The organism is Streptomyces sp. NPDC056480, assembly GCF_042795405.1.
Classification (GTDB): Bacteria; Actinomycetota; Actinomycetes; order Streptomycetales; family Streptomycetaceae; genus Streptomyces.
Genome location: NZ_JBHTSA010000054.1, coordinates 30448 through 54816 on the forward strand (window position 1 = coordinate 30448; position 24369 = coordinate 54816).

General features: G+C 72.5%; 22 protein-coding genes. 12 read left to right on the forward strand and 10 right to left on the reverse strand.

Features of this window, described 5'->3' with window-relative positions; all coding sequences use genetic code 11:
• The first annotated feature begins 56 nt into the window (after window positions 1–56).
• From ACFQ79_RS23210 to ACFQ79_RS23230, 5 genes are read left to right on the forward strand one after another with little or no spacing between them, the layout of a single operon-like run.
• On the forward strand, window positions 57–1232 hold the full coding sequence (locus tag ACFQ79_RS23210; protein ID WP_383586435.1) for a lipid II:glycine glycyltransferase FemX: 1176 nt from the start codon (window positions 57–59) through the stop codon (window positions 1230–1232).
• The gene (gene murJ, locus ACFQ79_RS23215; protein WP_383586437.1) at window positions 1229–2959 is read left to right on the forward strand and encodes a murein biosynthesis integral membrane protein MurJ; all 1731 of its coding nucleotides are present in this window, start codon (window positions 1229–1231) and stop codon (window positions 2957–2959) included. Before ACFQ79_RS23210 ends, murJ begins: the two co-directional genes overlap by 4 nt.
• A 48-nt stretch (window positions 2960–3007) precedes the next feature.
• Window positions 3008–3700, forward strand: coding sequence for a response regulator transcription factor (locus tag ACFQ79_RS23220; RefSeq protein WP_030321847.1), 693 nt, complete (start codon window positions 3008–3010; stop codon window positions 3698–3700).
• The gene (locus ACFQ79_RS23225) at window positions 3697–5250 is read left to right on the forward strand and encodes an ATP-binding protein (RefSeq protein ID WP_383586439.1); all 1554 of its coding nucleotides are present in this window, start codon (window positions 3697–3699) and stop codon (window positions 5248–5250) included. The genes ACFQ79_RS23220 and ACFQ79_RS23225 overlap by 4 nt, the downstream gene beginning before the upstream one ends.
• Window positions 5247–5957 carry a hypothetical protein gene (locus ACFQ79_RS23230; protein WP_383586441.1) on the forward strand — a complete coding sequence of 237 codons (711 nt, stop codon included), beginning with the start codon at window positions 5247–5249 and terminating at the stop codon, window positions 5955–5957. The genes ACFQ79_RS23225 and ACFQ79_RS23230 overlap by 4 nt, the downstream gene beginning before the upstream one ends.
• 23 nt (window positions 5958–5980) lie before the next feature.
• Here ACFQ79_RS23230 and ACFQ79_RS23235 read toward each other — a convergent pair whose 3' ends face one another.
• Window positions 5981–6811 (reverse strand): serine hydrolase domain-containing protein, encoded by an 831-nt coding sequence (locus ACFQ79_RS23235; RefSeq protein WP_383586443.1) that lies wholly within the window; start codon window positions 6809–6811, stop codon window positions 5981–5983.
• Window positions 6812–6862: 51 nt separating this feature from the next.
• Here ACFQ79_RS23235 and ACFQ79_RS23240 point away from each other — a divergent pair, with 51 nt between their 5' ends.
• Together ACFQ79_RS23240 and ACFQ79_RS23245 are read left to right on the forward strand one after the other, a co-directional pair.
• Complete coding sequence (locus tag ACFQ79_RS23240) at window positions 6863–7312, forward strand: MerR family transcriptional regulator (protein WP_383586445.1); 450 nt, start codon at window positions 6863–6865, stop codon at window positions 7310–7312.
• The gene (locus ACFQ79_RS23245; protein ID WP_383586447.1) at window positions 7309–8334 is read left to right on the forward strand and encodes an aldo/keto reductase; all 1026 of its coding nucleotides are present in this window, start codon (window positions 7309–7311) and stop codon (window positions 8332–8334) included. The genes ACFQ79_RS23240 and ACFQ79_RS23245 overlap by 4 nt, the downstream gene beginning before the upstream one ends.
• Before the next feature lie 35 nt (window positions 8335–8369).
• On the opposite strand, the gene ACFQ79_RS23250 is transcribed toward ACFQ79_RS23245, so the two are convergent.
• The 7 genes from ACFQ79_RS23250 to ACFQ79_RS23280 all read right to left on the reverse strand — a co-directional run bounded on the left by ACFQ79_RS23250 (window position 8370) and on the right by ACFQ79_RS23280 (window position 16032).
• Window positions 8370–9587, reverse strand: a complete 1218-nt coding sequence (locus ACFQ79_RS23250; RefSeq protein WP_383586449.1) for an acyltransferase — start codon at window positions 9585–9587, stop codon at window positions 8370–8372.
• Window positions 9584–10618, reverse strand: a complete 1035-nt coding sequence (locus ACFQ79_RS23255; protein WP_383586451.1) for an alpha/beta hydrolase — start codon at window positions 10616–10618, stop codon at window positions 9584–9586. The genes ACFQ79_RS23250 and ACFQ79_RS23255 overlap by 4 nt, the downstream gene beginning before the upstream one ends.
• A gap of 217 nt (window positions 10619–10835) precedes the next feature.
• Complete coding sequence (locus ACFQ79_RS23260; protein WP_328944840.1) at window positions 10836–11516, reverse strand: response regulator transcription factor; 681 nt, start codon at window positions 11514–11516, stop codon at window positions 10836–10838.
• Window positions 11513–12922: a sensor histidine kinase gene (locus ACFQ79_RS23265; RefSeq protein ID WP_383586453.1), complete on the reverse strand. Its 1410-nt coding sequence runs from the start codon at window positions 12920–12922 to the stop codon at window positions 11513–11515. The genes ACFQ79_RS23260 and ACFQ79_RS23265 overlap by 4 nt, the downstream gene beginning before the upstream one ends.
• A 250-nt stretch (window positions 12923–13172) precedes the next feature.
• Window positions 13173–14060: a DUF4429 domain-containing protein gene (locus ACFQ79_RS23270; protein WP_383586455.1), complete on the reverse strand. Its 888-nt coding sequence runs from the start codon at window positions 14058–14060 to the stop codon at window positions 13173–13175.
• A 74-nt stretch (window positions 14061–14134) separates the two neighbouring features.
• Window positions 14135–15349 carry an alpha/beta hydrolase gene (locus tag ACFQ79_RS23275; protein ID WP_383586457.1) on the reverse strand — a complete coding sequence of 405 codons (1215 nt, stop codon included), beginning with the start codon at window positions 15347–15349 and terminating at the stop codon, window positions 14135–14137.
• Window positions 15350–15396: 47 nt separating this feature from the next.
• Window positions 15397–16032, reverse strand: coding sequence for a TetR/AcrR family transcriptional regulator (locus ACFQ79_RS23280; protein ID WP_383586459.1), 636 nt, complete (start codon window positions 16030–16032; stop codon window positions 15397–15399).
• 117 nt (window positions 16033–16149) lie between these two features.
• Here ACFQ79_RS23280 and ACFQ79_RS23285 point away from each other — a divergent pair, with 117 nt between their 5' ends.
• Window positions 16150–17772: an MFS transporter gene (locus ACFQ79_RS23285; protein ID WP_383586462.1), complete on the forward strand. Its 1623-nt coding sequence runs from the start codon at window positions 16150–16152 to the stop codon at window positions 17770–17772.
• A 163-nt stretch (window positions 17773–17935) separates the two neighbouring features.
• Window positions 17936–18310, forward strand: a complete 375-nt coding sequence (locus ACFQ79_RS23290) for a peptidase inhibitor family I36 protein (RefSeq protein ID WP_383586464.1) — start codon at window positions 17936–17938, stop codon at window positions 18308–18310.
• Here ACFQ79_RS23290 and ACFQ79_RS23295 read toward each other — a convergent pair.
• Window positions 18291–19148 (reverse strand): potassium channel family protein, encoded by an 858-nt coding sequence (locus tag ACFQ79_RS23295; protein ID WP_383586466.1) that lies wholly within the window; start codon window positions 19146–19148, stop codon window positions 18291–18293. The two genes, ACFQ79_RS23290 and ACFQ79_RS23295, sit on opposite strands and share 20 nt — an antisense overlap.
• 136 nt (window positions 19149–19284) lie before the next feature.
• Window positions 19285–22017: a pyruvate dehydrogenase (acetyl-transferring), homodimeric type gene (gene aceE / locus ACFQ79_RS23300; protein WP_383586468.1), complete on the reverse strand. Its 2733-nt coding sequence runs from the start codon at window positions 22015–22017 to the stop codon at window positions 19285–19287.
• A 418-nt stretch (window positions 22018–22435) separates the two neighbouring features.
• On the opposite strand from aceE, the gene ACFQ79_RS23305 reads away from it, so the two are divergent.
• The 3 genes from ACFQ79_RS23305 (at window position 22436) to ACFQ79_RS23315 (ending at window position 24241) form a co-directional block, all read left to right on the forward strand.
• Window positions 22436–22858, forward strand: a complete 423-nt coding sequence (locus tag ACFQ79_RS23305) for a DUF3052 domain-containing protein (RefSeq protein WP_030321821.1) — start codon at window positions 22436–22438, stop codon at window positions 22856–22858.
• Between the two features lie 163 nt (window positions 22859–23021).
• Complete coding sequence (locus ACFQ79_RS23310) at window positions 23022–23480, forward strand: peroxiredoxin (RefSeq protein ID WP_383586470.1); 459 nt, start codon at window positions 23022–23024, stop codon at window positions 23478–23480.
• Window positions 23481–23665: 185 nt separating this feature from the next.
• Window positions 23666–24241: a TerD family protein gene (locus ACFQ79_RS23315; RefSeq protein ID WP_015033386.1), complete on the forward strand. Its 576-nt coding sequence runs from the start codon at window positions 23666–23668 to the stop codon at window positions 24239–24241.
• The last annotated feature ends 128 nt before the right edge of the window (window positions 24242–24369 follow it).

The following is a 24369-nucleotide window of genomic DNA, read 5'->3' on the forward strand; positions in this document are numbered from 1 at the left end:
GCTGTGAGCCTGCTGTGCGCCCCACCACCGAGGGGCGGAACAAGGAGGCTCCCGTTGTGTCAGCCCTGCTCGTGACGGCCGCACCCACCGAGCGCCGCGCCCTGCGGCTCGGCCCCGTGACCCCCGAGGTCTACCGCGCCTTCCTCGCGTCCCGCTCCGGTGCGGACGGGCCCAGCTTCCTCCAGGTCCCGGCCTGGGCCCAGGTGAAGGACGGCTGGCAGCACCAACTGATCGGCTGGGGACCGGAGTCCGGTGGACCGACCGGCGTCGCCCTCGTCCTCCTGCGGCCCTTCCCCGGTACCCGCAAGTACTTCGCCTACCTGCCCGAAGGCCCCGTCGCCGACTGGGCAGACGCCGACATCGACAGCTGGCTCGGCCCGCTCCTCGGCCATCTCCGCTCCTGCGGCGCCTTCGCCGTACGCATCGGCCCCGGGCCCGCCTACCGGCGGTGGAACGCCGCCACCGTCAAGGCCGCCACCGGCCCCGGCCGCAGGCTCTCCGACGTCCTCGCCGACGAGGTCGACCCGCTGGGGACCGCCGTCGCCGAACGGCTCCGCGCCCGCGGCTGGCGCCGCTGCGGCGGGGAGTCGGAGGACGGGGCCGACGCCCAGCCCCGGCACGTCTTCCAGGTGCCGCTCACCGGGCGCACCCCCGACGACCTGTGGACCGGCCTCAACCAGGAATGGCGGCGCAACGTCCGCAAGGCCCGCAAGTCCGGGGTCGAGATCACCGTCGGATCCGCCGCCGACCTCCCCGAGTTCTACCGGCTGCTCCGCATCACCGAGGAGCGCGACGGCTTCCGGCTCGGCCGCTCCCTCGCCTACTACGAGCGCCAGTACGCCGTCCTCAACGCCGAGCACCCCGGCCGGATGAAGCTCTACCTGGCCCGCCACGAGGGCGAGATCCTCGCCGCCCACACCATGGTCACCGTCGGCGGACGCGTCTGGTACCAGACCGGTGCCTCCGCCGATCACCGCCGCGAGGTCCGCCCCTCCAACGCCCTCCAGTGGCGCATGATGCTGGACGCCCACGCCCTCGGCGCCGCCGTCTACGACCTGCGCGGGGTACCCTCCACCCTTGATCCGGGCGACCGGTCCCACGGGCTGCTCCGCTGGAAGCTCGGTACGGGCGGACAGGTCGTCGAGACGCTGGGGGAGTGGGAGACACCGATGCAGGGCACGACCAACCACGCGCTGTTCCGCGCCTTCCAGGCGTACATGGCCCGCCGATGACGGCCACGCTCACCGCTCAAAGGCCCGGCAGCGGCCGGGCGAAGGCCAAGCCGTCCGCGCTGCGCAGCAGCGCGCTGATGGCCGCCGGCTCGCTCGTCTCCCGTGCCACCGGCTTCGTCCGCGCCGCCGTCGTCGCCGCGGCGCTCGGCGCGGCCGCCGTCGCCGACGGCTACGCGGTCGGCAACACCGTCCCCACCATCATCTACACGCTGCTCCTCGGCGGCGCCCTCAACGCCGTGTTCGTCCCCGAGCTGGTCAAGGCCGCCAAGGAGCACGAGGACGGCGGAGCCGCCTACACCGACCGGCTGCTCACCCTCTGCGTGCTCGCCCTCCTCGCCCTCACGGCCGGCGCGGTGTTCGCCGCGCCCCTGATCGTCGACACGTACACCGACTACGTGGGCGAGCAGCGGGAGATGACCCTCGCCTTCACGCGCGCGTGCCTGCCGCAGATCTTCTTCCTCGGCCTGTTCACCCTGCTCGGCCAGGTCCTCAACGCGCGGGGCCGCTTCGGCGCCATGATGTGGACCCCCGTCCTCAACAACGTGGTCGTCGTTGCCGTCTTCGCCCTGTTCCTCGTGGTCAGCGACGGCGGCGCCCTCACCCCCGGGGAGACCGCGCTGCTCGGCTGGGGCACCACCGCCGGCATCGTGCTCCAGGCGCTCGCCCTCGTCCCCTCGCTGCGCGCCGCCCGCTTCCGCTGGCGGCCCCGCTTCGACTGGCGCGGCAGCGGCCTCGCGACGCCCCTGCGCTCGGCCGGCTGGCTGGTCCTGCTCGTCCTCACCAACCAGGGCGCGTACTGGGTGACCACCCTCCTCGCCACCTCGGCGGGCGGCACCGTCAGCGGCGGCGGCCTCGCCGCGTACAACAACGCCTATCTGCTGTGGACCGTCCCGCACGGCATCATCACGGTCTCCCTCGTCACCGCGCTGCTGCCGCGGATGAGCGCGGCCGCCGCCGACGGCGACCTCGCCGGGGTCCGCCGGGACGTCTCGTACGCCCTGCGGACCAGCCAGGCCGCCGTCGTCCCGGCGGCCTGCGCCCTGCTCGCGCTCGCCGTGCCGCTGATGACGGTCGTCTTCCGGTACGGGGCGACCACCGGCGACGACATCCGCGCGATGTCCTGGATCCTGATGGCCTTCGCGCCCGGCCTCGTCGCCCTCTCCGGGCAGTACGTGTGCAACCGCGCCTTCTACGCGCTGCGGGACACCCGTACCCCGTTCCTGCTCAACCTGGTGATCGCCGGGCTCAACGCGGGGCTGTCGTTCGCCGCCCACCACTACCTGCCCACCAGGTGGGCCGTGGCCGGCATGGCCGCCGGGTACACGCTCGCCCTCTGGGCGGGCTGGGGCCTCACGGCGTACGTGCTGAGGAGGCGGCTCAAGGGGGCAGGCCCGGCGTCCGGGACCGGCCCTGCGTCCGGAGGCGCGGGCGGTCCGGCCTCCTCGGGCGCCGGGAGTCCGGCCTCCGTGGGCGCGGCCGGTCCGGCCTCCGGCGGTTCCGTCTCCGCGATCGTGCGGCTGCTGTCCGCCGCCGTACCCGCCGCCGGTTACGGGCTCCTCATCACCGACCTCACCGGTCCGGCCGGAGCCGTCCCCTCCGGGATCGCCGGCGCGCTGACCGTCCTCGCCGTCTTCGCCGTCCTCGCCCGGCCCCTCCGGCTCACCGAGGTCCAGGCCCTCATCGGGGCCGGGACCGGCCGGCTGCGCGGCCTCGCCCACCGCGCCTGAGCCACCCCTCCGCGCAGGAGGGACCCTTCGACCTTGGATACTTCACAGATGCCCCGCGTGCTCCTGATAGAAGACGACCCCTCCGTCCGCGAAGGCGTCGAGCTCGGGCTCCGGCGCCGCGGGCACGAGGTGCGCACCGCCGCCACCGGGGAGGCCGGGCTCGACGCGCTCGCGGAGTTCCGGCCGGATCTGCTGCTGCTCGACCTCATGCTGCCCGGCATCAACGGCGTGCAGGTCTGCCGCCGGGTCCGCGAGAGCAGCCAGCTGCCGATCATCATGCTGACCGCACGCGGCGACGACTTCGACGTCGTCATAGGTCTGGAGGCCGGCGCCGACGACTACATCGTCAAGCCCGCCCGTACCGAGGTCATCGAGGCACGGATACGGGCCGTGCTGCGCCGCATCGAGGAGCCGGCCGGCGGCCGGGCCGCCGTCGAGTTCCACGGGGAGCTGGCCATCGACCGGGCCGGACTCACCGTCGCGAAGGCGGGCGAGCGGATCGCCCTCGCCCCCTCCGAGCTGAAGCTGCTGCTCCACCTCACCGCCGCGCCCGAGCAGGTCTTCAGCCGGCAGCAGCTCCTCGAACACGTCTGGGAGCACAGCTACCACGGGGACGCCCGGCTGGTCGACGCCTGCGTCCGCCGGCTGCGGAACAAGATCGAGGACACCCCGGGCGACCCCCGCTACATCCAGACCCTGCGCGGTTTCGGCTACCGCTTCGGTCCGCTGGGACCGCAGTGAAGGCCTGCGTCACCCCGGACGAGGACACCGGGGACGCGGGGCCCGGCGGCCACGCCGGTCATGACGGTCACGGAGCGACGGGGCGCGCGTCCCGGCGCGGGGGCCGGAGCCCGCGGCTGCGGCCGCACCCCTTCGGGCTCCGCACCCGGCTCGTCCTCGCCTTCCTGCTCGTCGCGGCCGTCGGCTGCGGCACCACCGCCGCCCTCACCTACCGGGCCGCCCGCAACGCCATCCTGGAGCAGACCCAGGACACCGCCGTCTCCGCCTTCCGCGAGCAGGTCGACGCCCTCGGCACCGAACTGCCCGTCAACGCGGAGAGCCTGCGGGACTCGCTCATGCTCGTCGCCCGCCAGGGCAAGCCCCGCGCCTGGCGCGTCTACGCCGAGTACGGCACCCTCCGCGTCTCCTCCACCGACCGGCCCACCTCCTCCGTCATCACCCCGGAGCTGCGGGCCCGCGCCGCCGACGACGAGGCAGTCCCGCACGGCAGTTTCCAGCGGGTGGTCAAGAACGGCACCCCGTACCTCACGATCGCCGTCCCCGCCGTGTTCCTGGCCCGCTCGGCCGACGGCCCACCGCAGCGCACCGGTCTCGTGTTCTACGCCGTCATGGAACTCTCCGAGGAGGAGGCGAACGTCGAGGCCATGGTCACGGCGGCCCGCGACGGAGCCCTGCCCGCGCTCGCCATCGCCCTGATCCCCGCCCTGATCGCCGCGCGCGGCGTGCTCCGGCCCGTGCGGGAGCTGCGCCACGCGGCCCACAGCATGGGCCGGGGCCGGCTCGACACCCGTATCCACGCCAAGGGCAGCGACGAACTCGCCGACCTCGCCCGGACGTTCAACGAGTCCGCCGCCGAGCTGGAACGTTCCGTCGCGGAACTCCGCAACGCCGAGGCACGCGCCCGCCGCTTCGCCTCCGACGTCTCGCACGAACTCCGCACCCCGCTCGCCGGGATGCTCGCCGTCACGGAGGTCCTCGACGAGGACGCCGGGAGCCTCGACAGCGACACCGCCCGCGCCGTCCGCCTGATCAGCGCCGAAACCGGGAAGCTCGCCGTTCTCGTCGAAGACCTCATGGAGATCTCCCGCTTCGACGCCCGCGCCGCAGAGCTGCACACCGACGAGGTCGACGCCGCCGACTGCGTCCGCAAGACCCTCCAGCACCGCTACTGGACCGATCCGGCGCAGGTCGTCCCGTACCTCACGGAGGGGATCAGGGCCCGGCTCGACCCGCGCCGCTTCGACGTGGTCGTCGCCAACCTCGTCGGGAACGCGCTGCGGCACGGCGGTGCGCCGGTGACGGTCCGGCTCCGGGCGGAGGGGGACCAGCTGGTGACGGAGGTCGCCGACCGGGGTCCCGGCATCCACCCGGACGTCCTGCCGCACGTGTTCGACCGCTTCTACAAGGCGGACCAGGCCCGTACCCGCTCCGCGGGCAGCGGCCTCGGCCTCGCGATCACCCTGGAGAACGTACGGCTCCACGGAGGCACGGTCACGGCCGCCAACGACCCCGAGGGCGGGGCCGTCTTCACCGTGCGGATGCCGCTGTGAACGGCCCGGATGCCGCTGTGAACGGCGCGGCTGCCACCGCCGCGCACCGCCGCCGGGCGGGGGGAGCCGCGAAGCGCCGCCGAGCGGCCGCCGCGGCCCTGCTCGCCCTGCTGACCCCGCTCGCGCTGGCCGGCTGCGGCATACAGAAGACCGATGTCGTCGAGGCGGGCGGGGCGGCGACGCTCCACGTCGGGCCGCCGCTGCCCGAGGAACGGATCGTGCTCTACTTCGTCGGCCCCGACGGCCGGTCGATGCCGGTGGTCCGCGGCTTCGGCCTGCCCTACCCGGACAACACCCCCCCGACGGGGGACTCGGGAGAGCATGTCCCGACCGATGTGTTCGGTCCCGGCTACGAGATATCCCGCGACGACCTGAACCGCGGCGGGATCGTCACCGACAAGATCCTCGCCATGCTCCTCGCCGGCCCCAGCGAGCACGAGAGGGCGGCGGGCATCACCACCGCCCTGCCCGAGGCGAAGGGGGACACCCCGACCATGCTGCAGGCCTCCAAGGGGACCACCTCGCCGGGGAACCCGGCGCGCCGGCTGGTCTGGGTCCGTACGCCCTTCCCGGTCAAGAAGCTGTCGGAGGCCGCCGTCCGCCAGCTGGTCTGCACGGCCGCCTACGCGGAGCACCCGGCCGGCCTGGTCGAGGTGTCGCTCAGCGGCCCGGACGGGATCCTGCCCACCACCCGCTGCGACGGATAGCGGCGTCCGCGGACAGCCGCGCCTCAGGCCGTCCGCAGGTCGGCGAGGACCGCGTCGGTGAACGGCGGCCAGGCCTCGACCGCCCACGCCCCGAAGGGCCGGTCGGTCAGCGCCACGCACGCGGCACGCGCGTCCGGGTCGATCCACAGGAACGTGCCCGACTGCCCGAAGTGCCCGAAGGTACGCGGCGAGGACGTGGCGCCGGTCCAGTGCGGGGACTTGCCGTCGCGGATCTCGAAGCCGAGGCCCCAGTCGTTGGGCCGCTGGTGCCCGTAGCCGGGCAGGATGCCGGTCAGACCGGGGTACGCGACGCTCATCGCGTCCAGGACGGTGCGCGGGTCGAGCAGCCGCGGCGCCTGCACCTCGGCGGCGAACCGCACCAGGTCGTCGACGGTCGAGACGGCGTCCTTGGCCGGCGAGCCCTCGAGCGTCGTCGACGTCATGCCCAGCGGCGCGAGGACCGCCTGGTGCAGGTACTCGGCGAAGGGGATGTCGGTCGCCTTGGCGAGGTGGTCGCCGAGGGCCTCGAAACCGGTGTTGGAGTAGATCCGGCGGGTGCCCGGCGCGGCCATGACCCGGTTCTCGTCGAACGCGAGCCCCGAGGTGTGGGCGAGGAGATGGCGCACGGTCGCGCCCTCGGGCCCGGCCGGCTCGTCGAGGTCGATCGCCCCCTCCTCGTACGCGACGAGGACGGCGTACGCCGCGAGCGGCTTGGTGACGGAGGCGAGCGGGAAGCGCTGCCCGGTGGGGCCGTACGCCCCGGCCAGGGTGCCGTCCGCGCGGACCACGGCGGCCGCCGCGGTGGGGACGGGCCAGTTCTCGATCGACGCCAGGCTCGGCACGCTGCTCTGCATGGGGCCGAGCCTACTTGCTTGGAGTGCACTCCAACGTTTTAGCGTGGGGGCATGAGCGTGATGGCGAGCACGAGCACGACGACAGGCACGAGTACGAGCACCGGCACCAGCGGTACCCGGATCCCCCGGGCGTACTACACGATCAGCGAGGTCGCGGCCCTGACCGGGCTCACCGCCCACACCCTGCGCTGGTACGAGCGGATCGGACTCATGCCGCACGTCGACCGCTCGCACACCGGCCAGCGCCGGTTCACCGAGCGGGACCTGGGCTGGCTCGCCTTCGTCGGCAAGCTGCGGCTGACCGGGATGCCGGTCGCCGACATGGTCCGGTACGCGGAGCTCGTCCGCGAGGGAGACCACACCCGCGAGGAACGACGGGAACTCCTGGAGACCACCAGGCGTGACGTGCTCTCCCGGATCACCGAACTCCAGGACACGCTCGCCGTGCTCGACATCAAGATCAGTCATTACGGGACCGCATGCGGAGGCACATCTTCATGACCAGCGTGACCAGGATCGACACCGTACGGCTCGGCGGCCAGGACGGACCCGCGATCGGCGTCCAGGGCTTCGGCGCCATGGGCATCAGCGAGTTCTACGGCGACACCGACGAGGCCGCCGCCCGCGACACCCTCGACGCGGCCCTGGAGGCCGGCGTCACCCTGATCGACACCGCCGACGCCTACGGCAACGGCGCCAACGAGCGGTTCCTCGCCCCGTTCCTCGCCGCCCACCGCGACGAGGTCACCCTCGCCACCAAGTTCGCCCTGGAACGGCGCGCCGACGACCCCGCCTACCGGGGGATCCGCAACGACCCCGCGTACATCAGGACCGCCGTCGAGGGCAGCCTGAGCCGCCTCGGCATCGAGACCATCGACCTCTACTACATGCACCGCCGCGACCCGGACGTCCCGCTCGCCGAGTCCGTCGGCGCGATGGCCGAACTCGTCCGGGAGGGCAAGGTCAAGCACCTCGGCCTCAGCGAGGTCACCGGCCCCGAGCTGCGCGAGGCCCACGCCGTCCACCCCATCGCCGCCCTCCAGTCGGAGTGGTCGCTGTTCTCCCGGGACGTGGAGCGCAGCGCCGTCGGCGCCGCCGCCGAACTCGGCGTCACCGTCGTGCCGTACTCGCCGCTCGGCCGCGGCTTCCTCACCGGATCCTTCGCCGACGCCGGCAAGGACCTGACGGGCGGCGACTACCGCCGGCACCAGCCCCGGTTCACCGGCGAGAACGCGGAGCGGAACGCGGCCCTGCTCGACCCGGTCCGCAAGATCGCCGCCGCGCACGGCGCGACCCCCGCGCAGATCGCCCTCGCCTGGGTGCAGCAGCGGGCCTCCGTCCACGGTCTGACGGTCGTCCCGATCCCCGGCACCCGCAAGCGCTCCCGCCTGGAGGAGAACGCCGCCGCCACCCGGATCACCCTCACCGCGGCCGAACTCGCCGAACTCGAGCCGATCGCCGGTCTGGTGGCGGGCGACCGCTACCCGGACATGCGCTTCACGGCGGTGTCGCGCGAGGTCTGAGGGACCGCGCGTCACGCGATCCCCAGGGGCGCGCGTCACGCGATCCCCAGGGCGAAGGCCGCGAATCCCGCCGCCAGCAGCCCCGCCAGGGTGCGCCGGCCCGGGCCGGTCCTCGCCCACGGCGACTCGAACCCGCGCGCGTACCGCCCGATCAGGACGAGGAGTCCGGCGAAGACCGGCATCCACGCAAGCCGTGCCAGGATCCAGCCGACCGAGTCCGGTGCGCCGACCAGACCCGGGACCTCCCCGAGGAACGAGGCGGGGACGGCCGCGGCGAGCATCGCCGTCTGGTGCCAGCACAGGATCGTCATCGCCGAGAGGTTGACGACCACGACCGGCGCCCACAGCGCGGGCCGCTTCAGGAGCCTGCCGAGCCGGTCCCTGAGCAGGATCGCGGCGCCGCTCTGCGCGGCGGCCAGGGCGAGGACGAGCAGCGACGGCGGGTGGGAGTTGGTGCGGGCCTCGCCGGGGACGCCGACCATCGAGGCCGGGTAGCCGAAGGCGAGCAGCAGGGCGGCGAAGAGCGCGGCCCCGCCGATCAGCAGCGCCCAGGCGTGCCGCCTGGTGACCCGGCCCTCGCCCCAGGAGACGCCGAGCTGATAGGCGAAGAGCCAGCCGGGCAGGATGTTGAGGAGGCTGAGCCAGGACGGTACGGCGTCGGCGTACGGGCCGTACCGCAGGAAGTCGACGACGGCCACCGAGCCGAGCAGTGGGGCCGCGGCCCACACCCCGAGGCGGCGGGCGGCCCGGACGCACAGCGGGGTGAGCGCGGTGACCACCGTGTACACCCCGACGAACCACAGCGGCTGGATCACCAGCGTGGACGCGGTCCGCAGGGTGTCCACGGGCACGTCGAACCCGAAGTGCAGCACGGGCAGCAGCGCCGCCCAGACGGCCGTGACACCGAGCACCGGGCGGCCGAGCCGCGCGAGCCTGCCACCGAGCCACGCGCGCGTGGAGCCCTTCCTGCGCCGGTACGAGAGGACGGAGGCGTAGCCGCCGACCAGGAAGAAGATCCCCAGCATCTGGAGGACCCAGCTGACCGGCGCCAGTCCCGCGAACGCACCCAGCGGGCTGGCGTTGTGGACGGCCCCGTCGGAGGAGAGCGTGAAGCCGCCGAGCAGCCAGTGCCCGGTGGGCACGGCCAGCAGGGCCAAGGCGCGCAGCCCGTCGATCGCCCGGTCGCGGTGGGCGGGAGTGCCCGACTCGATCTTCCGGGTCGTGCGGCGGGCCATGGTCGCGAGGGAGCTCATCGGACGTCTCCCTCGGTGCGGGCGCCGGCGGTGGTGCGAACGTCGTCGGTGCCGCGGACGGAGCCGTCCGCGATCGCGGCGAAGGTGCGGAGCGAGGAGGTGCCCGGCGCGAAGTAACCGCCGTGGCCGGCCGCGTCGTCGGCCGCGATCCGGCGGGCGCCGAACGCCGCGTCGGTGGGGTCGGCGCCGTGCCCGAGGTCCCCGACCTCGACGTTCGGGATCCGGTCGATCCAGTCGGTGGGATCCTTCGCCGCCCAGACGCGTGCTGCGGTGCCGAGCTCGTTCACGTTCCCGGCGCGCATCCCGGGGGAGCCGAAGACCACCAGGTCCTTGGCCTTCAGATCATGGGCGGCGAGGCCGCAGACCACGGAGCCGTAGCTGTGGCAGAACAGGGACGGCTCGGGCGCCCCGACGGCCGCGAGACCGTCCGTGAAGCGGGTGAGCCGGTCCGCCCCCGCCTCGGCGAGCCGGCCGGTGGCCGCGTCCAGACCGACGCCGACCGGGGTGGTGTACCCGGCCCAGGCGACGACCGCCGTGTCCCCGCCGGTGGCCTGCCGCAGCGAGGCCGCCATGTCGGTGAGCGGCCGCACGTGGCCCGCGTCGATGTCCGAGCCGGGCACGATCACCGCGATGTGCTCGGCCCGGGTCAGATCCCCGTACACCAGGGCGACCTGGCCCCGGCCGCGGGTGTCGTGGGCGAGGACCCGCGCCCCGCCGAACGCCCCCTGCGTGGTGCGGGCGTTGGCCTCGTACCGCAGCTCGAGCGGTGCCCCGTCGAGGTTCCCGACGACCGTCGGGTGCGTCCGGGCCAGCTCCCGCTGCCGTACGGGGCTCAGTCCGGCGAAGAACCGCGCCACCCCGGCCGGGTCCATCCGCTCCGGGTCCGGCAGCCCGGCGGCCCGCCACTCCGCCGTACCGACCGGCGCCCCGGTGACGGCCTCCTGGCTGTCACCGGACGCCCAGCCGGCCGTCCCGCCGACCACGGCGGTCACCAGGGCCGCGGTGATCAGGGTCCTCGAAATACGGCGCATGGGGTCGCCCTCCCTCTCCGGTACTCGCTCGTTCGCTGGCGAGAGGAAGGTAGGAAGACGACGGGTGACGGCACGTCACACCGGGGAGCCAACTCCCGGTTGATACCGGGGTAGGGGGTGGAGGAGCAGGCAACACCACCCGGGGGGTGGGGTTTTCCCCCGGGGGACAGCTACCCGGCCGTCAGGACGTGCCGGGGGTCACGAGCCCCGGTAGCCGTCAGGACGTGCCGGGGGTCACGAGTCCCGACTCGTACGCGAAGACCACCGCCTGCGCCCGGTCGCGCAGGTCCAGCTTGGCGAGGACCCGGCCGATGTGGGTCTTCACCGTCTGTTCGGCGAGGACGAGGTGGTCCGCGATCTCCTGGTTGGACAGGCCGCGGGCGATGAGTTCGAGGACCTCGGTCTCGCGCGGGGTGAGTCCGTTCAGCCGCAGCGCCGTGGTGTCCTTGCGCGGCGCGGGCCGCGAGGCGGCGAAGTCGGCGATCAGCCGCCGGGTGACGGACGGGGCGAGCAGGGCCTCGCCCGCCGCCACCACCCGTACCGCCGCGATCAGGTCGGCCGGCGGCGCGTCCTTCAGGAGGAAGCCGGACGCGCCGGCGCGCAGCGCCTCGTACACGTAGTCGTCCACGTCGAAGGTGGTCAGCATGAGGACCTTCGGCCGGTGGGTGACCCCGGCCGGCGGGTGGAGGATCTCCCGTGCGGCGGCGAGTCCGTCCAGCTCCGGCATCCGGACGTCCATGAGGACCACGTCCGGGTGCGTCGAGCGGGCCACGTCGACGCCCTGCCGCCCGTCGGGGGCCTCGCCCACGACGTCGATGTCGGGCTGCGCGGCGAGCAGCGCGGCGAATCCGGCCCGCACCATGGCCTGGTCGTCGACGATGATCACGCGGATGGTCACTCGGAGTCCTCGGCGTTCGGGGGCGGGGTCGGCGGTGGGGTCGGAGACGCGGCCGGCGCCGGGTCCCGGGCCGGGGGCGTCTTCACGGCGGGGGCCGGGTCCGGGGTCAGCGGCAGCCGCGCGGCGACCCGGAAGCCGCCGTCCGGCAGCGGCCCGGTGTCGAGCGAGCCGCCCGTCAACCGTACGCGTTCCCGCATGCCGACGAGTCCGTGCCCGGTGCCGGACGCGCCGCGCTCCACCGCGGAACCCGGCTCCGTCGAGGGCCCGTTGACGACGAGGACCGTCAGCCATCCGTCGTCCGCCCGGACCGACACGCGGGTCGACGCCCCCGGCGCGTGCCGGACGACGTTCGCGAGGGCCTCCTGCACGATCCGGTACGCGGAGAGGTCCACCGCCTGCGGTACGTCGCCGAGGTCGGTGGCGAGCCGCAGCTCGGCCGGCACCCCGGCCCGTACGGTCGCCTCGACGAGCTGCTGGACCCGGTCGAGGCCCGGCTGCGGGGCCCGCTCGCCCTCGCTGCCGTCACTGCGCAGCACGGACAGCAGCCGTCGCATCTCGGCCAGCGACTCGCGGGCGCTCGACGCGATCGAGGTGAACTCCTCGCGTGCCGCGTCCGGGAGGTCCGGGATGCGGTACGGGGCCGAGTCGGCCTGCACGGTGATCACCGACATGTGGTGGGCCACCACGTCGTGCAGCTCGCGCGCGATCCTGGCCCGCTCCTCCAGGAGCGTGCGGCGGGACCGCTCGGCCTCGCTGATGGTCTCCTGCTCGACGAGGCGCCGCTGGGCGTCGCCACGCGCGCGTACCGCCGAGGTGAGGAGGAGCAGGACGCCGCTGAGGACGACGAGCAGGGTGTGGACGCTGGTGTACCCGGCCGGCCGGAAGATCTCCAGGACGTACCCCGCGACGCCGGTCGCCAGCCACACCCCGAACAGCGCCCGGCGGGACTCGCGCAGGCCGAGCGCGATCATCAGCGCGCAGTAGCCGACGACGATCGGCGGTGTCCAGGGCCAGAGTTCGGCACGCGGCCCGTCGGCGGCGAGCAGCACCACCGCGCCGAGCACGTCGGCGGCGAAGATGATCCACCAGGCCTGGAGCGGGCGGGCGACGGCGAGCAGCAGCGGCGCGGTCTGGGCGGTGCCGATGGCCCCGGCGAGCGCGCCGTTGACGCCGTAGTCCCCGGCGAGGAGGTGGACCGTGGTGGGCAGCAGCGAGGCGACGAACGCGAGGGCGACGGCGTACGGCAGCAGGCGCACCCATCGCGAGGAGGCGTCGGCGAGGAGCGGCGCCCCCGGGGTGGTGGGCGTGGTGAGCGCGGTCCCGAGCCCCTGGAACGTCTCGCGTGTCCGGGTGCTGAGCTGCCGCAGGGTGGGGGTGGGCGGCTCGTGCCGCGGTTCGGTAGCCATGACCAGCTCAGGGTAGGCAGGGGGCCCGGTCCCCGACGTCATACCGCGGACCGGGCTCTGGCCTGATACCGGGGTATGACGGCGGGGTCCGCGGGGTCTGCGGGGTCCGCCGGATCAGCCGGGTCCGCCGGGCTGCGGGATCTGCCGGGTCTGCGGGATCTGCCGGGCCTGCCGGGTCTGCCAGGTCTGCGGTGCGCGTGGTGCGTGTGGTGCGTGCGGTGCGCGTGGCGCGCGCGTGGTGCTTGTCCGCCTACAGCTCCGCGAGGAGTTCCGCCTTCTTCGCCGAGAACTCCTCGTCCGTCACCAGTCCCGCCTGGTGCAGTTCACCCAGGTGCCGAATCCTTTCAGCGACGGCCCCGGGAGCGGCGGCCGTACGGGCCGGGACGCGGTCCGAGGTCCTGATCGCCGCGAGGACCGCCGCCGCGAAGGGAAGGGACAGGTGCACCGGCCCGTATCCGAGGCCGAACACGACCGAGGCGGGGTCGCGGTCCGGCTGGGGCGCGCGGGGTTCGCCGCCTCGCGGAACCAGCCGCAGATGCCCGTCCAGGACGTCGGGCGAGCGCCACTCGACCCCGCAGAGATCCCGTACGTGGAAGAACTGGTCACCCGCCTTCCACTTCTCGGAGGACGCCCCGGTCCAGGACCAGCGGAACGAGACCTCCGACTGCCCGTCGAAGCTCGCCTTCCCGTCGTACGCCTTGAAGGACTGCGGACCCTGCGGCGGCGCCACGAGGAAGCGGTCGGCGGGCGTCACCTCGTCCCCGTCCCCGGGGTCGTCCGCGTACGCCGCCCCCTCCGTCCCGGGCCCGAGGACCGCCCGCAGCTCGTCCCGGTAGTACTCGGCGAGCGTCTCCCGGTCCGCCGGCAGCACCAGGCGGTACGGGTCGCAGTTCTCCGAGAGCTGCCCCGCGGCCGCCTCCATCAGCGGATCGGCGCCCGGTCTCGGCACGGCGTGCAGCACGACGGTGCCCCGCTTGCCGGGCGAGAGCGTCACGGACGCCAGCGCCTCGTGCGGTACACGTCGTTCGCGCAGCACGCCGAAGAGCCTTGGCGCACGGTTCCCCCGGTCGAAGCGGATGACGAGGGCGTCGCTCTCGAACTCCCAGGTGGCATGAATTCCGGCCAGCACATCACCCATACGCCTCATCGTAAGCGGCGGGTGCCCGTGCGTCGCCCCCGCGAAAGGTCCCGAAATTACGTGATCTACGCGCGTCAGCGCCCTTCCGTACCGGATATTCCCCCGTGGCAAGCGCTGTCGGCACGTGCGCAGACCAGCTCCCCGTAGGAGCCGACGCCTATCGCGGCGAAGTTGCCGAGGCTCTCGGTGCCCGGCTCGAAATAGCCGCTGTGGCCGATGGCGCCGCGTGCCGAGAGCAGTCGGGCGCCGAACTCCGGGGCCACCGGGTCGGCTCCGTGCCCGACCCCGCCCACCTCCACGTGCGGCACGCCCGCGATCCAGTCGTCGGCGTCCCGCATGGCCCACACGCGCGCGGGGGTACGGAGTTCCGTCGCCCGCTCGACCCGCATACCCGGACTTCCGGCCACGGCCAGGTCCGTCACCCGGGCGGGCAGCCGGGGCGCGGCCACCCCGCAGAGCACGGAGCCGTAGCTGTGGCAGAACAGCGCCACGCGCGCGTCGCCGGGGAGCGCCTCGGTCAGCCGGACGAGCCGCGCGGCGCCTCCCTCGGCCAGGCGGCCGGTCATGGCGTCGACGCCGACCCCGGCGGGCGCGGTGTAGTCGGCCCAGGCGATCACGGCGACCCTGGCTCCGGGGGAGGCGCGCCGCTCGGCGCGGTAGAGGGACTCGGCCATGCCGGCGGGAGCCCCGTACCGCCCGTGGGTCTTCTGGAAGGTGAGGAGGTTGGTGTCGACGCCGGGCACGATCACCGAGACGTGCCGGGCCCGCCGCAGGTCCCCGAGGACCTCGGCCGTCCGCCCCGTACCCGTCGGGTCGAAGGCCAGGATCTGCCGGCCGGGCCGCAGCAGCGAGACGAAGCGGTCGAGGCGGCGCTGCGCCTCGTGCCGTCCCTCGGGGGAGAGCCGGGTGTCGTGGATCCTGGCCCGTTCGACGGTGAGGGCGCGGCCCAGGGTGATCCGGTTGGCGCGGTAGCGCAGGGAGACCGGGGCACCGTCGAGATTGCCGACGACGAGCGGATGCCGTTCGGCGAGCCCGGCCGCGCGCGCGTGGCCGAGCCGGGCGAAGAACGCGGCTATGCCCCCGGCGGAGGTGTTCGGTCCGGGCAGGGGGCGGTGGTCGATCCGGTCGCCCGCCCAGGCGGCGAGCGCGGCCTCGCGGGACGGACCGGGCACCGGACGGTGCTTGATCGTCGTCCAGCCCGTGGTCGTGAGCAGCACGAACACGACGGCGAGCGCGAGCAGGGCGCGCAGGACGACGAGCGTGGGGGAGTCGGCTTCGACGGGGGTCACGGGCGGCCACCCTACGGGTCGTGGGTGAACGACCCGACCGTCCGGCGCTACGTCCGGTCGCGCCAGCGGGGTGCGAGGGCCGGTGCGAGGTGGTCCAGATACCGCTCGGTGAGGGCGCGGATGGCCTCCAGGCTCTGGTCCGCGCCCCGTCCCCACATCTGTCCTGTCACACGCATCACACCGCTGAACGCCGCCACCGCGATCCGCGGGCGCGGGTCCGCGTCGACGTCGAGGCCCTCCCGCTCGGCGATGATCCGGGCGAGGGTCTCCTCCATCTCGGTGGAGCGGCGCAGATGGACGGCGAGCAGTGCGGGCGTCGACTCGATCATCTGGAAGGTGCGCAGATACAGCTCCAGCGGTACGACCTCGGTGATGGCGTCGCCGATGGTGTCCCAGCCGGAGAGCACGGCGTTGCGCAGCGCGTCGAAGGGGCCCTCGCCGGGGGGCCGCCGCCGGAGGGCCTCGACGAAACGCTCCTCCACCATCTGCTGGACGGCGAAGGCGACCTCCTCCTTGGAGGAGAAGTAGCGGAAGAAGGTGCGCTGGGAGACCTCGACGGTGTCGACGATCTCGTCGACGGTCGTCCGCTCGTAGCCGTGCGCGGTGAAGAGCTCGAGGGCCACCTTGATCAGCGCCTCGCGCGTACGTTGCTTCTTCCGCTCGCGCAGACCGGGCAAGGTCACGTCAGGATCCTCTTTTCACGCATTTCGTCCGGCTCAGCGTACCTGTGAGCTACGTGACAGTTACCGGCGCGTGAATCGCTTTGTCAATTGTCAGTGACTGTCACTAGCCTCGTTCGCATGACTAGTCAGATCACCGTGGAAAAGGCCCCGCAGGGTCAGGGGGATGCCCGGGAACCCGTACCGGCCCCGGCGAAGGGACTGCGTGGCCATCCGTGGTTGACGCTGTTCGGAGTCGCGGTCGGCGTGATGATGGTCGCGCTCGACGGCACGATCGTCGCCATCGCCAACCCCGCCATCAAGACCGACCTCGGCGCCTCCCTCGCCCAGGTCCAGTGGATCACCAACGGCTATCTGCTCGCGCTGGCCGTCGCCCTGATCACCGCCGGCAAGCTCGGTGACCGCTTCGGCCACCGGCAGACCTTCCTGATCGGCATCGCCGGCTTCGCCCTCGCCTCCGGCGCCATCGGCCTCTCCGACTCCATCGGGGCCGTGATCGCCTTCCGTATCCTCCAGGGCCTGTTCGGCGCCCTGCTCATGCCGGCCGCGCTCGGCCTGCTGCGCGCCACCTTCCCCGCCGAGAAGCTGAACATGGCCATCGGCATCTGGGGCATGGTCATCGGCGCGTCCACCGCGGGCGGCCCGATCGTCGGCGGCCTGCTCGTCGAGCACGTCAGCTGGCAGTCCGTCTTCTTCATCAACGTGCCGGTCGGCATCGTCGCGCTCGTCCTCGGCCTGGTCATCCTCAAGGACCACCGCGCCGAGAACGCGCCGCGCTCCTTCGACGTCCTCGGCATCCTGCTGCTCTCCGGCGCCATGGCCTCCCTCGTCTGGAGCCTCATCAAGGCCGGCGAGTCCTGGGGCTGGTCCAGCGGCAAGACCTGGGGCGGCCTGCTCGGCGCGGTGCTGCTCTTCGCGGTCTTCGCCTTCTGGGAGACCAAGGTCAAGGAGCCGCTCATCCCGCTGGCCATGTTCCGCTCCGTGCCGCTCTCGGCCGGTGTGGTGCTGATGGTCCTGATGGCCTTCGCCTTCATGGGCGGCCTGTTCTTCGTGACCTTCTACCTCCAGGGCGTGAAGGGGCTCAGCCCGGTCGACAGCGGTCTGCACCTCCTGCCGCTGACCGCGATGATGATCGTCTCCTCGCCGCTCGCGGGCGCGCTGATCACCAAGTTCGGCCCTCGGGTGCCGCTCGTCGGCGGCATGGTCTGCACGGCCGTCGCGATGTTCGGCATGATCACGCTCTCCGCCGGCACCGGCACCTTCGTCATGTCCCTCTGGTTCGCCCTGCTCGGTCTCGGGCTCGCCCCGGTCATGGTCGGCGCCACCGAGGTCATCGTCGGCAACGCGCCCCTGGAGCTCTCCGGCGTGGCCGGCGGTCTCCAGCAGGCCGCCATGCAGGTCGGCGGCGCGCTCGGTACGGCGGTGCTCGGCGCCGTCATGTCCTCCAAGGTCGCCGGCGCCTTCGAGGGCAACTGGAAGGACGCCGGCATCCCGGCCCCGGTCAACCCGCAGCTGGAGCAGGCCGCCGAGTTCGGCATGGCCCCGCCGGAGCTGGCCCAGGCGCCGGGGATGACCCCCGACGTCCTCCAGAAGATCACCGGCGTCATCCACGACACCTTCCTCGACGGCATGGGCCTGGCCTTCACCGTCGCGGGTGTCGTCGCCGTCGTCGCCGCCCTCGTCGCCACGCTCACCAAGCGCGGCGAGAACGCGGAGGCCGGCGGCATGGGCGGTCACATCTGACGTCCGGTCCGGCGTCCCGCGGGGTCCCCGCGGTCCGACGATTCGGGGTTCCCATGAGGGGCCGTCACCCGTTCGCGTGAACGGGGGCGGCCCCTCTTCCGTCTCAGGGTGACCTCCGCGATGATTTTGGTTACGGAGAGTGACTGAACGGGGGATCATCAGCATGTACGTGTATACGAAGACGGCACTGGTCGTCGCGGCCGTCCTGACCGCCTTCCTCGCGGTCCCGGCGGCGGCCGCACCGTCCGGGACCGCACTGGGGGCCTGTGGGCCGGGGCGGCTCTGCCTCTGGTCCAAGCCCGACTTCAAGGGCAGGGCGCAGAGCCACGAGCTGGCGACGACCGACATCGAGAGCTGCGTCGCGCTGCCGCCTGGCACCTCGGCCCAGTCCCTCGCCAACCGCACGGGACGGCCGGTCACCACGTACCAGTCGGCCGAGTGCGCGGAGGCGGGGGAGTTCGAGACCTACCCGGGGCGCGGGACGTGGGTGCCGCAGACGCCCTACGAGGTCAGAGCGTTCAAGCTCTGGGAGCGGTAGGCGCGGGGACGTCCTGGGGCTCCGGCCCGGGAGCCCCGGCCGGTACGGGCGCTGCGGGGGCGGCCGCAGCCGGTGCTGCCGCTGCGGGTACCGCCCCAGCCGGTGCGGTCTCTGCCGGCGCGGACCCGGCCGCCACCGACAGCCGCGCGACCTCCGCGCGCAGTTCGCGGACCTCCCGGGTCAGCGCCTCGAGGAGTTCGGTCTGACGGCGCTCCACCGCGTCGTCGCGGTCGAAGCGGGAGATGAACCAGGCCGCGATGTTGGCGGTGACGACACCGAGCAGGGCGATGCCCGAGAGCATCAGGCCCACCGCGAGGACCCGGCCGAGACCCGTGGTGGGGGCGTGGTCGCCGTAGCCGACCGTGGTCATCGTGGTGAACGACCACCAGACCGCGTCCCCGAGCGTCTTGATGTTGCCGTCGGGCGCGTCCCGCTCGACGTGCAGCACGGCCAGCGAGCCGAACATCATCAGCCCGACGACCGCGCCCGCCACGTAGGTGGTGAGCGTTATCTGAGGGGCCATCCGGGCCCGCCGGCCCACGAGGAGGAGGGTGGAGACGACCCGCAGCAGCCGCAGCGGCTGCACCATCGGCAGCAGGACCGCGAGCAGGTCGAGGGGGTGGGATCGGACGAAGGCCCAGCGGGCCGGGGCGAGGGCCAGCCGGACCAGATAGTCGAGGGCGAAGGCCGCCCAGACCGCCCACTCGACATGGGTGCACAGCCGGTGCACCCAGGGTGCGGCGCCGGGAGCCACGATCGGCACGGCGTAGGCGACGCCGAACGCCACGGCCAGCACGAGCAGCGGAGCCTGTGTGCGTTCTTCCCAGCGATCCTTCATGCGGGGAATCGTAGAGAACGCCGAAGGGCGGCGAGACCGAGGTCCCACCGCCCCTCACCAGGTGCGCCGTGCTACCGGAGAACCCCCGGAGGGGTGCTCCGAGGGCTACTCCGAGGGCGGCCCGAGGGCTGCCGGATCAGGCGTCGCCGCCCGCGGCGCCCGGGTCGGCGGCCGCCACGTCGAGCAGCTGGTAGCGGTCCACCGCCTGCTTCAGGGCCGAGCGCTCGACCTTGCCCTCACGGGCCAGCTCGGTCAGCACGGCCAGCACGATCGACGGGGCGTCGATGTGGAAGTAGCGACGGGCCGCGCCCCGCGTGTCCGCGAAGCCGAAGCCGTCCGCGCCCAGCGAGCCGTACGGGCCCGGCACCCAGCGGGAGATCTGGTCCGGCACCGCCCGCATCCAGTCCGAGACCGCCACGAACGGGCCCTCGGAGCCCTGGAGCTTGCGCGTCACGTACGGGACGCGCTGCTCCTCGTCCGGGTGGAGCAGATTGTGCTCCTCGACGGCCACGGCCTCGCGGCGCAGCTCGGTCCAGGAGGTCGCGGACCAGACGTCGGCCCGGACGTTCCACTCCTCGGCCAGGATCCGCTGCGCCTCGATCGCCCACGGCACGGCGACACCGGAGGCCATGATCTGCGCCGGGATGGTGCCCGCCTCGGCCGGCTTGAAGCGGTGGATGCCCTGGAGGATGCCCTCGACGTCCACGTCCGCCGGCTCGGCCGGGTGCTGGATCGGCTCGTTGTAGACGGTCAGGTAGTAGAAGACGTCCTCGGCCTCGGAGCCGTACATGCGGCGCAGACCGTCCTTGACGATGTGCGCGATCTCGAAGCCGTACGCCGGGTCGTAGGCGATGCAGGCCGGGTTGGTCGAGGCCAGCAGGTGGGAGTGGCCGTCCGCGTGCTGGAGGCCCTCACCGGTCAGGGTCGTCCGGCCGGCGGTGGCACCGAGCACGAAGCCGCGGGCCAGCTGGTCGGCCATCTGCCAGAACTGGTCGCCGGTCCGCTGGAAACCGAACATCGAGTAGAAGACGTACACCGGGATCAGCGGCTCGCCGTGCGTGGCGTACGCCGAACCGGCGGCGATCAGCGAGGCCGTGCAGCCGGCCTCGGAGATGCCGTCGTGCAGCATCTGGCCGGTCGGCGACTCCTTGTAGGCGAGGAGGAGTTCGCGGTCCACCGCCTCGTACTGCTGGCCCAGCGGGTTGTAGATCTTGGCGCTCGGGAAGAACGCGTCCATGCCGAAGGTGCGGTACTCGTCGGGGGCGATCAGCACGAAGCGCTTGCCGATCTCCTTGTCCCGCATGAGGTCCTTCAGGATGCGGACGAAGGCCATCGTGGTGGCGATCGACTGCTGCCCGGAGCCCTTCTTGGCGGCCGCGTAGGTCGTGTCGCCGGGGAGGACCAGCGGCTTCGCCCGCACGACACGGGTGGGGACGTATCCGCCCAGCGCCTTGCGGCGGTCGTGCATGTACTGGATCTCCTCGGAGTTCCGGCCCGGGTGGTAGTACGGCGGCAGGCCGTCCTCCAACTGCCGGTCGGTCACCGGGATGTGCAGCCGGTCGCGGAAGCGCTTCAGGTCGTCGACCGTCAGCTTCTTCATCTGGTGGGTCGCGTTGCGGCCCTCGAAGTTGGGGCCCAGCGTCCAGCCCTTGACGGTCTGGGCGAGGATCACCGTCGGCTGGCCGGCGTGCGCCTTCGCCGCCGCGTAGGCCGCGTAGATCTTCTTGTGGTCGTGACCGCCGCGGCCCAGGTGCAGCACCTGCTGGTCGCTCATGCCCTCGACCATCGCCCGCAGCCGGTGGTCGTCGCCGAAGAAGTGGTCGCGGATGTAGCCGCCGGTCTCCGTGGCGTACGTCTGGAACTGGCCGTCCGGCGTGGTGTTCAGCTTGTTGACGAGGATGCCGTCGCGGTCCTGCGCGAGCAGCGGGTCCCAGGAGCGGTCCCAGATCAGCTTGATGACGTTCCAGCCGTTGCCCCGGAAGATCGACTCCAGCTCCTGGATGATCTTGCCGTTGCCGCGCACCGGGCCGTCGAGGCGCTGGAGGTTGCAGTTGACGACGAAGGTGAGGTTGTCCAGGCCCTCACGGGCCGCGATGGACAGCTGGCCGAGCGACTCGACCTCGTCCATCTCGCCGTCGCCGAGGAAGGCCCAGACGTGCGACTTGGACGTGTCGGCGATCCCGCGCGCCTCCATGTACCGGTTCATCCGGGCCTGGTAGATCGCGCCGAGCGGGCCGAGGCCCATCGACACCGTGGGGAACTCCCAGAAGTCCGGCATCAGCCGCGGGTGCGGGTACGACGAGAGCCCGTTCGGGAACTTCGACTTCTCCTGGCGGAAGCCGTCGAGCTGCGTGTCGTTCAGCCGGTCCAGGAGGTACGCGCGGGCGTAGATGCCGGGCGACGCGTGCCCCTGGAAGAAGATCTGGTCGCCGCCGTCGCCCTCGTCCTTGCCGCGGAAGAAGTGGTTGAAGCCGACGTCGTACAGCGAGGCCGAGGAGGCGAAGGTCGCGATGTGGCCGCCGACGCCGATCCCCGGACGCTGGGCGCGCGAGACCATGACGGCCGCGTTCCACCGGGTGGCGTTGAGGACCTTGCGCTCGATCTCCTCGTTGCCGGGGAAGAAGGGCTCGTCCCTGGTCGCGATCGTGTTGACGTAGTCCGAGCTGCGCATCTCGGGCACGGCCACGCGCTTCTCGCGGGCCCGCTCGATCAGCCGGAGCATGAGGTAGCGGGCCCGTTCACGGCCCCGCTCGTCCACGGCCGCGTCGAGGGAGTCGAGCCATTCCTGGGTCTCTTCCGGGTCGAAATCCGGGACCTGGCTGGGAAGGCCGCCAATGATGATCGGGTTGCGATCGGATCCGGGAGCCACGCTCTTCCTTCGCTGTTCGGTGGTGCCCACGAGGCCACGAAGTGGTCGGGATGTCCATCGTGTACCCCGTGTGCGCCAGACGTCACATTTACCGAGGGGTAACCCCCAGCGGTGTCCTCCACGTGTCTGGGTGCGGTCAAATCGCAACCTTACGCTCAACCCGCGCATGCGTTTCGTCCGGGCGTTCGGCAGACTGAAACCTCAGAAGTCCTTAAACCGGGATGAATCGTGTGTGCCTGATCACGGAGCGGGGTCCCTGCGGTGCCGGAAGTTGCGGCGAGACGGCCCCAAACGTCACCGTTTCGGCGGTCTCCACGGCCGGGTACTTGCGCGATCCACCCCGGCACGTGTGGACTACGGCCAGCGCCGCGCGCATACGCGCGGCCCAAGCATTTACCGAATGAGCAGGAGGCAAGCCGTGAGCGCGACCGCGGACCACGCGGAGGAGCGGACCAACCCGGCCGTCAGGCTGGGGTTCGAGCCCGGACAGGTGGTCCAGGAGATCGGCTACGACGACGACGTCGACCACGATCTCCGTGAAGGCATCGAGTCCATCATCGGGGCCGAGCTCGTGGACGAGGACTACGACGACGTCGCTGACGCCGTCGTGCTCTGGTTCCGCGACGAGGACGGCGATCTCACCGACGCCCTGGTGGACGCCATCGGTCTTCTGGAGGACGGCGGCACCATCTGGCTGCTGACGCCGAAGACCGGCCGCGACGGCTACATCGAGCCGAGCGACATCAACGATGCCGCGCAGACAGCTGGTCTCTCCCAGACCAAGAGCATCAGTGTCGCCAAGGACTGGACGGGCACCCGCCTGACCGCCCCCAAGCGCTGATCACCACGCTGCGAGTAGCCCCCGCCGGTCCCCCGGCGGGGGCTTTCGTGCGCGCGGGCCCGCCGGGCCGCCGGGCCTCGCGGGAGCTCGCGCGGACAGGCCGTAGGGTGGGGTTCACCGGTTCGGCCCAAGGTCAGGGCCCCGTCGAAGGGATGCGTACGCGATGGCGATCGAGGTCGGCACCGAGGCCCCGGATTTCGCGCTCAAGGACAACCACGGGCGCACCGTCCGGCTCTCCGACTTCCGCGGCGAGAAGAACGTGGTGCTGCTCTTCTACCCCTTCGCCTTCACGAGCGTCTGCGCGGGCGAGCTCGGCGAGCTGCGCGACAACCTTCCGGCGTTCGTCAACGACGACACCCAGCTCCTCGCCGTCTCCAACGACTCCATCCACACCCTGCGCGTCTTCGCCGAGCAGGAGTCCCTGGAGTACCCGCTGCTCTCCGACTTCTGGAAGCACGGCGAGGCCTCCCGTGCCTACGGTGTGTTCGACGAGGAGAAGGGCTGCGCGGTGCGCGGCACCTTCATCATCGACAAGGAGGGCGTCGTCCGCTGGACCGTCGTGAACGCCCTGCCGGACGCACGCGACCTCGGCGAGTACGTCAAGGCCCTCGAAGCGATCTGAGCTCCGCCGGGAGCGCCGACGGGACCCGCCCGCGGTGCGATCCGGCAGCCCTCCGGGACCCGACACCCGGATTCACCGGGCGAATCGACTGTTTCGAGCGGGAACCCGTCACTAGGATCCACTCGTTGATCCGATGCCAACGCACGACTGGGGGCGCTGCCCCTGGAAACCACATGGAGGGACTCGTGGGAGTCAGCCTCAGCAAGGGCGGCAACGTCTCGCTGACCAAGGAGGCCCCTGGCCTCACCGCCGTGACCGTCGGTCTGGGCTGGGACGTCCGCACCACCACCGGTACGGACTTCGACCTCGACGCCAGCGCCATCCTGGTGAGCGCTGAGGGCAAGGTCCGCAACGACCAGGACTTCGTGTTCTTCAACAACCTGAAGAGCGCCGACGGCTCCGTCGAGCACACCGGTGACAACCTCACCGGTGAGGGCGAGGGTGACGACGAGCAGGTCAAGGTCAGCCTGGCCACGGTGCCGGCCGACGTCGCCAAGATCGTCTTCCCGGTGTCGATCTACGACGCCGAGAACCGCCAGCAGTCCTTCGGCCAGGTGCGCAACGCGTTCATCCGCGTCGTGAACCAGGCCGGCGGCGCCGAGATCGCCCGGTACGACCTCTCCGAGGACGCCTCGACCGAGACCGCCATGGTCTTCGGCGAGCTGTACCGCAACGGCGACGAGTGGAAGTTCCGCGCCGTCGGCCAGGGGTACGCCTCGGGCCTGCGCGGTATCGCGCAGGACTTCGGCGTCAACGTCTGAGCCGAACCGCTCGAACCGTCCGGGGCCGCCCCACCCCGGCGGCGCCCGGCGGGGCCCCGCACCCCCCCGGGGGGAACCCAACATGGGGGGGACGCGCGCCCAAGGGGGCCCAATATCCCACGACCAAG